9 protein-coding genes are annotated in these 11,334 nt (G+C 25.9%); 5 read left to right on the top strand and 4 right to left on the bottom strand.

Annotation, left to right across the window (positions count from 1 at the left end; all coding sequences use genetic code 11):
* Positions 1-122 precede the first annotated feature (122 nt).
* On the top strand, positions 123-539 hold the full coding sequence (locus tag C7380_RS06580) for a sigma-70 family RNA polymerase sigma factor (RefSeq protein ID WP_109604698.1): 417 nt from the start codon (positions 123-125) through the stop codon (positions 537-539).
* Positions 540-560: 21 nt separating this feature from the next.
* Here the strand turns inward: C7380_RS06580 and C7380_RS06575 are convergent, their stop codons facing one another.
* The 4 genes from C7380_RS06575 to C7380_RS06560 all read right to left on the bottom strand — a co-directional run bounded on the left by C7380_RS06575 (position 561) and on the right by C7380_RS06560 (position 6,769).
* On the bottom strand, positions 561-2,402 hold the full coding sequence (locus tag C7380_RS06575; protein ID WP_109604697.1) for a GumC family protein: 1,842 nt from the start codon (positions 2,400-2,402) through the stop codon (positions 561-563).
* A 107-nt stretch (positions 2,403-2,509) separates the two neighbouring features.
* Complete coding sequence (locus C7380_RS06570) at positions 2,510-3,628, bottom strand: hypothetical protein (protein WP_109604696.1); 1,119 nt, start codon at positions 3,626-3,628, stop codon at positions 2,510-2,512.
* A gap of 15 nt (positions 3,629-3,643) precedes the next feature.
* The gene (locus C7380_RS06565) at positions 3,644-4,876 is read right to left on the bottom strand and encodes a hypothetical protein (protein ID WP_109604695.1); all 1,233 of its coding nucleotides are present in this window, start codon (positions 4,874-4,876) and stop codon (positions 3,644-3,646) included.
* A gap of 54 nt (positions 4,877-4,930) precedes the next feature.
* Complete coding sequence (locus tag C7380_RS06560; RefSeq protein ID WP_109604694.1) at positions 4,931-6,769, bottom strand: GumC family protein; 1,839 nt, start codon at positions 6,767-6,769, stop codon at positions 4,931-4,933.
* Positions 6,770-7,129: 360 nt separating this feature from the next.
* Here C7380_RS06560 and C7380_RS06555 point away from each other — a divergent pair, with 360 nt between their 5' ends.
* From C7380_RS06555 to C7380_RS06540, 4 genes are all read left to right on the top strand, one after another.
* Positions 7,130-8,272, top strand: a complete 1,143-nt coding sequence (locus C7380_RS06555; RefSeq protein WP_109604693.1) for an ROK family protein — start codon at positions 7,130-7,132, stop codon at positions 8,270-8,272.
* 21 nt (positions 8,273-8,293) lie between these two features.
* Complete coding sequence (locus tag C7380_RS06550) at positions 8,294-9,532, top strand: sugar ABC transporter substrate-binding protein (protein ID WP_109604692.1); 1,239 nt, start codon at positions 8,294-8,296, stop codon at positions 9,530-9,532.
* Between the two features lie 72 nt (positions 9,533-9,604).
* Entirely contained in the window at positions 9,605-10,495 is an 891-nt protein-coding gene (locus C7380_RS06545) for a carbohydrate ABC transporter permease (protein WP_109604704.1), read from the top strand.
* Between the two features lie 14 nt (positions 10,496-10,509).
* Positions 10,510-11,331, top strand: coding sequence for a carbohydrate ABC transporter permease (locus tag C7380_RS06540; RefSeq protein ID WP_109604691.1), 822 nt, complete (start codon positions 10,510-10,512; stop codon positions 11,329-11,331).
* The last annotated feature ends 3 nt before the right edge of the window (positions 11,332-11,334 follow it).

Here is an 11,334-nt window from a genome sequence, read left to right as displayed (position 1 = left end):
AACAATTTAATTATAACCTATGGAGGTAAATATCCCTTTTAACATCGTTTAAAATTACTTTAAATAAACGTTTTTAGAATTTAGAAAGATACTATTTATTCTAAAAAAGGAGGGATCTATCATTGATTAATGGTTATGAATCTTTGAAAGAGAAGCTTAAGAAATTGTCAGATGATGAATTAATTACTATTACAAGAAGTGATGATGAAAGATCTGAAATCGCCAAGAGTATTATTTTTGAAAGGTACAGGGGTTTAATCATTAAGATGGCTTATGGTATTTCAAGAAGAATTGGAACTGATTCTGAGGATTGCATAGGTAATTTTAATTATTTGCTTTTACAAGCAATAAATAGATATGATATGAAGAAGTCTAAAGATAGTTTTAGTGGTTATTTACTTTATTTTTTTAGGCTTAAGCCTATAGATGATATAGGAAAGAGAAAAGGTAGAATGGTTGGAGTTCCTCGTGAAGCTCCTTTTTATTTTAGGAATTGGGATGGGGTTATAATCAATGATAATTTATTTGATGGTATGTAGAAATAGGCGGAGTTTATCCGCCTATTTTTTTATATATACTGTTACTATGTTTTTTTCTTTATCTAATATATTTTCTATTTCTTCAATATCTGTTTTTTCTTCTTGAATTAAGAGTATTTTCTTATCTAAAAGTTCATTATATAGTATATAATCTGAACTATCATATTTTTTAAAATGTATTAATCCATATTCAGATTTTTTAAAGTTTTCATAATTATTTATATCTTGTTTTAAATCTTGATTTTCTTCTGGCTTTAAATATACTATATTATTATTGAATTGATTAAGCATATTATATAATTTATCTGATATTCTATTTTGTTCTGATGTTGGATTTGTAAGTATTATTCCCAATTTTTTATAATTATTTTTATAAATATAATTAAATATTTTTCTTGAGTCTTCAATATTATTTAAAATTATATCTGAACTTCTGAATAAGCCTTCAAATTCATTTTTACTTTTTATATTTTTGTCTGTATTTTCTTTAAATATTACCATTATTATTCCGAATATTATTCCAAGTAAAAAACCCAGTACAACTGTAAGTTTTTTATTTGGTGAAAAAGGTATTTGTGGAATAGAAACATCAGTAACTATTTTTAGTTTTGGTTTATAGAATGTTCTTTTTAAATTCTCTTGTTCTAATGCATTTAAAAGTCCTGTATATTTCAATTCTAATATAGTTTTATCTTTTCTCAATAAGAAGTATTTATATAATAATGGGGATTTTGATGAAATTTCATTATCTATTATATTTAACATTTTTTCTGATGATTCTTTCAAGGTATCAAAAAGTTCAAGTTGTGTTTTTGTTTGTATATACTCTTCATATTTATTTTTGTCTACAACTGCCAAATATTTTAAATCATCTGAAAGTATTTGTGTTGTAGTTTCTTGTAGTTTTTTTTGAGCCGCTTTAATTTCAGCTTCGAGTATTCCTATTTGTGGGGCATTTGGTGTTGTAAGTTTTAATGTTTCAAGTTGTATTTGTTTTTGTACAATATTTGATTTTATCGAGTTTATTGTAGAGTTAACATTTGTATTTTCAAGTATGAATTCTTTTGTTTTTGGATCGAGTTCATATAGATTATTTTCTATAGACTGTTTTTTCATTTCTAAATTAGATTTTTCTGAGTCAAGCTTTATAAGATTCATGTATGCCTGAGCATAGTATTCTATCATTGGATCTTGTTGAGCTGATATGTCTATTTTATTTTTTGTTTGATAATCTATAAGTTTTTTATTTATGTCTTCATATTGTGAAGATATTTGGTTAAACGATTCTTGTAATACTTTAGAATATTCTTCTGATTCTTTTATATAATTTTCTTTGTTTATTTGCATATAGTAATTATATATTAAATTAACAATTCTCGCTGCTTCTTCTTGACTTTTGCTTTCATATTTTATTTCTATGAGGTTTGTTTCTTTTATATTTGATATATTTAAATTTTCTAAAAGACCATTTATCATGTGTTCTGTTGTAAATTCTATTCCTCTTAATTTTGCATATAAACTTTTATTATTATTTGCTTTATTTACCATATCGAGTTCTTCTACTATCTTTGTAAGAACAGGTCCTGATTTTATTTTTTCTATTTCATTTGCAATATTTGATACTCCACCAGATACTCCAGCGAGTGTTGCCATACTTGCAAGTGAACCAATTGAAGAAGAATTTGATGAATCTCCAGCAGTGTATTCAACAACCATTTTTGCTTTGTATTTTATTGGTGCAATGAAAAGATATGCTACAGTAGCTATCATAACTATGAAAAATGTGATATAAAATATTTTTTTCCTTCTTTTAAAGATGTTTATTATGTAATTAAAATTAAAGTCCAATTCTTTTTTAGCCATCAAAATCCTCCCAATCTGTATATACTTCTTAATTATTATATCATTTATTTAATTATTTTATATATAACATTATTAGAACTATTAGCATACATAAACATTAACAAATTTTATATTTCAAATGAAAACTTTATTCCAAGTATGGTTTTATTTTTTATTGGTGAATATATTTTCCAATTTTCTTTTTCTTTTTTTCTTTCATCGTTATAATTTGTATCTAAATTTATAATTCCAATATTATAATTTTCGATTGTAAGTTTTATTTCTATGTTTTCTTTATACAGATCTAAGCCAAATAAAAATCCATTCATATCATTTCCATAGTCAAATCCCATAGGTATTTCTATGTTGTCATATTCTGCTGTAAATTTTAATAATTTTTGCCATCTGTTGTACATCCATGTATAAATAGTATAGTATTCTATTTTTGGTGATATATATATATCATTTATTTTATTTACATATCTACCTCCAAAAGCATAAGCTATTGCTGTTGGTTTATATCCTTCTGCACCTGCTTCTGTTGCTCCAACAACTATATCATCTTGAGCATATTCAGCATATATTTGAAATCCTTTATATGGTATTAAAGATAATTCAGCTGCAAGCATTGCATTTGAATATCCTTCTCCATAGGTGTTATGAAGTATACCAAGAGGATTGATATCTACAAGATCTGGAAATTTTCCTCCTACAAGATTTATTTCAGAGAATGAGAATCTCATGAAGTCCCATGGATTAAATTCGATTGAATGTATTATATATGTCTTATATGGTTCTGAATATCCTGAATTTTTATATATTGTATTTATTAATGGAGCTCTATCTGAATTTGAATCTATTGCAGGGTTTTGTTGTATCAATAACTCTTGTTTTGTAAGATTTGGTGAAAAAAAGTATACTCCACTTGTTATATTTATTCCTTTTGTATGATATCCAGTTGTTATTCCATTTACATATGGTAATGAATCTGAAAGATATAGACCTCTTTCAAAGTTTGACCAATCCGTTATATATTGTCCTCCAATTATGAACAATGGGTTTTGTATTATATATATAGATTTATTTTTATAATTGATTTGATTTTTGAAGTTTGTTGGATATGGTTTTATATTTGTTATACTTTTTCCTTGATATATATTTTTTATGATATTAAAATTATTTGTATTTATCGAAGCAAATATAATTATTGATGATATTATCATCATAAAAGTTATAATTTTTTTCATTTTTTGCTCCTTTTTTTAAAGTTGTATATCCAAATCAAATATATAATGTATACTTAGGATATTTTGATGTTTTTCATTTAGGTTGAGGTTTATATATGATAGTTTTATGTCTCCATATTTTAGTTTTATATATGTGTTTAAGTTTAGATTGTTTATCTTTCCTTCTTTATTTTTTCCATTATCATATTGTATACTTATTTTTAGGTTTTTATTCTCTATATTTAAATTCATGGCTATCATGTTTGAATCTTCTCCATATTTAAATCCAAATGGATAATTGAACATTAATCTTGCTGGTGGAGTATTAGACAGTGAAAATCCCCTGTAATAAAGTTGTTTATATGGGTCTTCATCATGGTATATATTTTTTGAAATATTATAATATTCTATTGTTGGAGTTATTTGTAAATTTAATATATCAAATGTTTTATTCATTCCAAATGCAAATGATGATTTTAGATTTGAATAGTTTATAGTGTATTCTGCATACATATTTATGAATGTTTTATATTTTATATATGTTGATAAAAGTCCTGTTTCTGATTTTACTATGTCTAAAGGTGAGGGTAATCTTCCTGCTATATGATTGAGTATTTGTAATGCATATTCAAAATTTTGATCTTCATGATATATTTTTTGAAATATGTCATTTCTGTATGCAGAGAAATTTCCTTTTGAAAATTTATATTCATATTCTTGTTTAGATAAGAATGGAAATGATGATATGAATGCCATTTGATAATTTATTTTGTTTAGTTTTATTTTTATATTTAAATTATCATAATATGGTGCATTATTTGATAAGGTTATTGGATATATTAAATTGCCTGATTTTATTTTGGTTCTTCCAAGTGTTATTTCATAATTTTTTTCTTTATAATTTAGATATGAATTGGTTGGAAAGTCCAATGATATGTATGTAATATCTTTTAAATTATATATATTATAATTTTTATAATTATAATAAGCCGTTTCTGAAAGTCTTAAATCTGCTATAAATTGTGCATAGAATTTTTTATCATACTGACTTTTGAATCCTATGCTTATTAATTTTGCATTGTATACAGAATAATCTCTTAATATACTATCATTTATCCATTGATTTTCATACCATCCATGTGATGGTTTGTAATCATTTTTTATTCTGTTTTCATATTTTATATCTGTTCCTATATATATATAATTTTGAAACTGTGAATATATAGTTATATTGATCATAATAATCATTAAAATTATTATTCTTTTCATTTTTTGCTCCTTTAATGAGAAAGCGGCTTACAATAAAAATTGTAAGCCGAATTATTATTTTATATATGCTTTAACTATTTTAGGTTCTTTTTTTATTGTTTCTTCTATCATTTGTAATTCAGATAGTTTTTCTTCTACAAAAATTATTTTTTTATCCATATGTTCTTCATATAGTATATATGATGGACTTTCTATACTTTCAAATATTATTATTGCTTTTTCTTTAGTTTTTATATCTTCAAATTTTTGTATTTTTGTTTTCAAATTTATTTCATCTTTAGGTTCTTCAAATTCTACAGTATTATCTACTTCTTTTATTAATTCCTTTAATTTATTTATTATTCGTTTCTGTTTTGTTGAATTTTTATCTACTATTATTCCAACTTTTTTAAAATTATATTTATACATATAATTATATATTTTTTCTGCATCTTCTACTTTGTTTATATTCAAATCTATTTCTTTAAAAAGTGATTCAAACTCTCTTTTATCTTTTAATTTTTTATCTGAAGATTCTTTTATAAATACTAATAATATACCAAGAAATATACCAAGGACTAAACCTATTGCAAGTGTCAGTTTTTTATTTGGGGATATAGGTCTTTGTGGTACATATGAATTTTCTATTATCGTAAATTTTGAATTATACAATGATTTTTTTAATTGTTCTTGTTCTAATGTGTTATAAAAAATGTTATATTTGCTTTCTATTATTTTTTGCTCTTTTAACATTTGAAGATATTGATATATTATTGGTGATTTCTTATTTATTTCAGAATCTATAACTTTTAACATTTGTTGATATACTTCCTTTGTAACATCAAAAAGTTCAAGTTGTGTTTTTGTTTGTATATACTGTTGAAATTTTGTTCTATCAGTTATAGAAAGATATTTTAAATTATCATTAAGTATTTTATTTTGCTGTGTTGTTAGTTCTGTTTGAGTAATCTTTATAGAATTTTCAAGTTCTATTATTCTCGGTGAATTTGGTTGATTTAATTTTAATGTCTCAAGTTCTATTTGATAATTCACAAGTTGATTCTTTAATGAGGATAAATTTGCTTGTGAAGAAGTTAATATTATCTCTTTCATTTCTTCACTTGTTTCTATTAAAGTTTTTTCAATAGTTTCAAGAGTTATTTCGAGTTGTTGTCTATCTTGATCCATTTTTAATAGTTTTAAATAGGTATCTTCATAATACTTTATTAATTCTGTTTGTACAGCATTGTCACTTATCTTATTTTCTACTTTATAATCATATAATTGTTTTGTCATTTTATTATATTGATTTTCAAGATCATTAAATACAGATTTTATCTGAATTATCGTTTGATCTGAACGTTGTGTTGTTAACTGTTCATCATATTCAAGATAATAATCATATACCATATTAACTATAGATGCTGCTTGTGTTGGATTTTTACTTTCATAGGATATTTTTACAAAACTTGTATCTTTTATCGAAGTTATTTTCAAATCTTGTCTTAATGAATCTATAAAATCTCTTTTTTTATAATCTATTTTTCTTATCTTAGCGAGTAAACCTTTATTATTATTTGCTTTTTCAACCATATTTAATTCATCTACTATTTTTCCAAGTACATAATCCGATTTCATTCTTTGTAGTTCGTTTGGGAGATCACTTGATCCACTACTTGGAAGTGCTATTCCAGCCATAGAGGCAAGTCCTGCATATTGACTTAATGATGATGTTGATGTTTTTCCTTGATATTCAATAGTTGTTTCTGCCTTGTAAATTGGTTTAGTAAAAAATAATAAATATAAAACAGTTATTATAAATACTATTAGAACTGTTGCATAAAATATTCCTCTTCTCCTTTTGAATATTCTTATTATGTCTGAAAATGTAAGCTCCATCTCTTGATTTTCCATCTATTTACCCCCACTTTTTTTATGTTATTCAATTTTATCATAATGTCTTTAATTTTATTTAAAATTCTATATATTGTTTTGTTTTATATTATTTTTTTGATTGGTTTGTTAGTTAAATTTATAAACTAATAGTAAAAAACTTTATAATAATTAATTAAAGCTGAAAATAGAGAATTTTTATTCTCTATTTTTTCTTTTGTATTTTAAAAAAATGATTTTACAAAAAAAGAAATAAAATATTAATTTTATATAACTAACTTTAATCGTCCTCTAATATCTGTAATTACATTTTAAAAAAAATGTAATTTTTTATAGAATTAGTTTGTTAGTAAAAATAATTAACTTACGCGGAGGTTGAAAATGTCTGAGATTTTAAAAGAGGTTGAAGAAAGAATATTAAAAACTTTGAGAAAAGATAATTTAATATCTCGTGCTGATATATCCAGGAGAGTATGTTTATCTAAACCTGTTGTTTCTCAGGTTATAAATAAATTTATTGTTGAAGGAGCCGTTGAGGAAAAAAAAGTTGGTAAGAGTTCTAAAAAAGGTGGTAAAAAACCTATATTGTTGTCATTTGTTCCAGATTTTAAGTATATTATTGGTATCGATGTTGGGGGTAATAAGATTATTTCAATTTTATCTGATCTCGATGGAAATATTATTAAAAAGTACAAAGATATTACTAAAGGTATTGATTCTAAAGAAGATCTTGTAATGATCATAAGAAAGTGTATTGATAATGTTATGCCTGAAGATAGAGAAAAAGTAATTGGTATTGGTATTGGAGTTCCAGGAACAACTAATATGAGAAGTGGTTTTGTTTATTATCTTCCCGCTTTTAATATTAAAAATTTTTCACTTGCCGAATGTATAAGAAATATTTATTCTATTCCTGTAATTGTTTCTAATGATGTAACAGCAAATTCTTTTGGTGAGATGTGGAAAGGTGCAGCAAAGAATGCTAAAAATATTTTTTTGACTGCTATAGGTACTGGAACAGGTTCTGGAATTATTATTAATGGTGAAGTTTATACTGGTTCACATAATATGGCAGGAGAGTTTGGTTATTTGATAACTGATTGGGAAAGAGAAAAAAATGATGATTATAAAATATTTGGTCATCTTGAGAATTGGTTTTCTGGAAATGCTATTGAGAGAAAGGTTAAAAATATTCTCAATGAAGATATAACAGCTATTGAGTTTTTCGATTCTCTTGATAATAATGATGATTATAAGAAGATTTTTGAGGATTCTTGTGAACATCTTGCTTTGGGTATTTCGAATGTTATTAATCTTTTAGATCCTGAGATTGTAGTTATCACCGGTGGAATTGGATATAACAGATATGATTTGATAATTAATAGTATTTTTAATACCCTTAAGAAAACTGTTCCTGAAGAGATTTTATCTGAAATTTCTTTTGAAAGGGGGAAGTTGGGAGATTTAGGTGTTGCATTGGGAGCTGTATCTCTTGTTCATGATAATGTTTTTATGAAATTATAAGTAAACTTGGAGGTGTTGAGTATGAAGAGGGCTATTTTGTTTGCAGTTTTATTTATTTTTATGTTTAGTTTTGCTTTTTCAAAGACAACTATCACTTATTGGCAATATTTTTATAAGACAAAACAGGATACTATTAATCAATTGATTAAAGAGTTTGAAAAAGAGAATCCAGATATTGAAGTTAAACATGTGACTTTTCCGTATGAGAATTATAATCAGAAAGTTGCCGCTTCTTTACCGGCTGGAGTTGGGCCAGATGTAATAAATCTTTTTTATGGATGGCTTCCTATGTATATTGAGTCTGGATATTTAATGGAATTACCTAAAGATACTTTTAATAAAGATTATTTTGATAATAATTTTTATCCTTTTGTTGAAAAAAGTGTTCAATATGAAGGTAAGTATTATGCCGTTCCTACGGCTGTTAGATCTTTAGCACTTTTTTATAATAAAAAAATATTGAAAGAAATAGGCTTAGAACAACCTCCAAAAAATTTGAATGAGGTTATAGAAGTTGCTAAAAAACTTTCAAAATATGATAAAAGGGGTAATCTAATCAGAGCTGGATTTACAATGCAGCCAAGTGGTCAACATCATCATTGGCTCAGAGAAGTTCTTGTAAGACAGTTTGGTGGTGTTCCTTATACTTCAGATAATAAAACTGTTTTATATGATAAAACAGGTGCTAAATCAGAGGTTTTGCAATGGTATGTGGATAGGATAGTTAAAGATAATGTTGGTTTTCCTAATTTCTTGAATGACGATGTAACAGCCTTTCAATCTAATATGGCTGCTATGACTATAGATGGTTCTTTTAGACTTGGAACTTTAGATGCTAATAGAAATTTAGATTATGGTGTTGTGGAGTTGCCAGAATATAATGGAATAAAATCTAATTTTGCTTCTTTTTGGGCTCATGGTATTACTACAAATGCAAAAGGTGAGAAACTCGACGCTTCAGTTAAATTTTTAGAATTTATTACTTCTCCGAAAGCTATGGAACTTTGGCTTAAGAATACTGGAGAACTTCCTGCAAATCCAGAAGTAGCTTTAAAATATTATGATGATCCTAAATATGGTCCATTTTTGAAAGGTTTGGAATATGCCCATGCTACTTTTTTTGCAGATGAAAAAGCACAAAGAGAATTAATGATGAATGCTATAGATGAAGTATATTTAAAAGATGTTTCAGCTGAAGATGCTTGGAAAAAAGCTGCTGATACAGAACAAAAAATTTTGGATGAGTTTTGGAATAAATAAATAATTTTATGATTTTGTGTTCCGTGGAATATATATTCCACGGAATCTTCTGGAAGGAGAGTTTATATGGGGATGAAAAAAGGGTCTTTAGAACGAAAATATACTATTACAGCTTATACTTTTCTTTTTGTTCCAATTATATTTTTTCTTGTTGTAAGATTTTTGCCCATGATTTTTTCCCTTGCAATGAGTTTTACTGATTGGAATTTATTGTCTAAAGATATTAATTTTATAGGATTTGAAAATTTTGCAAAGATTTTTTCTGATGAAGTTTTTTTAAAGTCTTTGTGGAATACTATTAAATATGTTATTTTTGGTGTTCCATTAGTAATTTTTTTGTCTTTGATAATAGCTGTTATGTTAAATAGGATAAGAAAATTTCAGTGGTTGTTCAGACTTTTATATGTTATGCCTTATATCACTCCGCTTGTAGCTGTGAGTTGGGTCTGGAGATGGTTTTATCAACCACCACCAATGGGAGTGTTTAATAGTATTCTTTTGAATCTTAATCTTTCTACGCAACAATTTTTGGGTAGTACAGAGCAGGCTTTGTTTTGTATTGTTATAACTACTGTATGGGTTCAACTCGGTTATTGTATAGTTATTTTTTTAGCTGGACTTCAAACAATTCCTTTAGAGTATATTGAAGCTGCAAGAATTGATGGAGCTTCAAGAAGGCAGATCACATGGAAAATAGTTGTTCCTTTATTGAAACCTATCACTCTTTTTCTTGTAGTTATGCAAAGTATATCTTTTTTGAGAATTTTTACTCAGGTTTATAATATGTCTGTTCAAGGATCTGGAGGTCCTTTGAATTCTACAAAACCACTTGTTTTGTATATTTATGAGAAGGCTTTTGTGAATTTTGATATGGGATTGGCTTCAAGTGCGAGTTTGATTTTGTTTGCCCTTATCATGTTTATTACTTTTATTCAGATGAAGTTTTTGAATGAAAAATCTTAATTGAGGTGGTTTTGATGTTAAAAAATGATAGAAAATATTTTGTTTTTTCATATATTATACTCGGAATTTTGGCGTTTTTTATGATTTTTCCATTTTTATGGATGATTTTTTCTTCTTTTAAACCATCATGGGAAATTTATGATATGAAATTATTACCTTCTTCTCCAACTTTGGAGAATTATAAAAATATTTTTACTTTTTCTGGGTTTCCTAAATGGTTTTTGAATAGTTCTATAGTTGCTTTTATTACTACTTTTTCTGTTTTATTTTTTGATTCTTTGGTTGGATTTACACTTGCAAAGTATAAATTTCCAGGTAGAAATATTTTGTTTATTTTAATTTTATCTACTTTAATGATTCCAACTGAAATGTTGGTTATTCCGTGGTACACTATGAGTCAAAAACTTAATTGGATGGGGTCTTATTGGAGTTTGATGTTTCCTGGTATGATAAGTGGCTTTGGAATTTTTTTGATGAAACAATTCATGGAGACTATTCCCGATGAACTTCTTGATGCAGCAAGAATCGATGGTTTAAGTGAATTTAAAATATATTGGAAGATTGTTTTACCACTTGTTAAACCGGCATTGGGAACTTTAGCAATTTTTAATTTTATAGGTAATTGGAATGCATTTTTATGGCCTTTGATAGTTGCTCAAGATTCTAATATGTATACTTTGCCTGTTGGTATGGCATATTTTTCTTCAGAGGCTTCTTTTCAATGGGAACAGATTATGACAGGTGCTACTATTTCTACTATTCCATTGATTATTTTCTTTTTGATTTTTCAAAAACAAATAATTCAAGGCATTGCTACACAAGGCCTTAAGGGGTGATTT

This window comes from Oceanotoga teriensis (assembly GCF_003148465.1).
Lineage (GTDB): Bacteria > Thermotogota > Thermotogae > Petrotogales > Petrotogaceae > Oceanotoga > Oceanotoga teriensis.
This window is presented reverse-complemented; position numbering and strand designations above follow the sequence as displayed.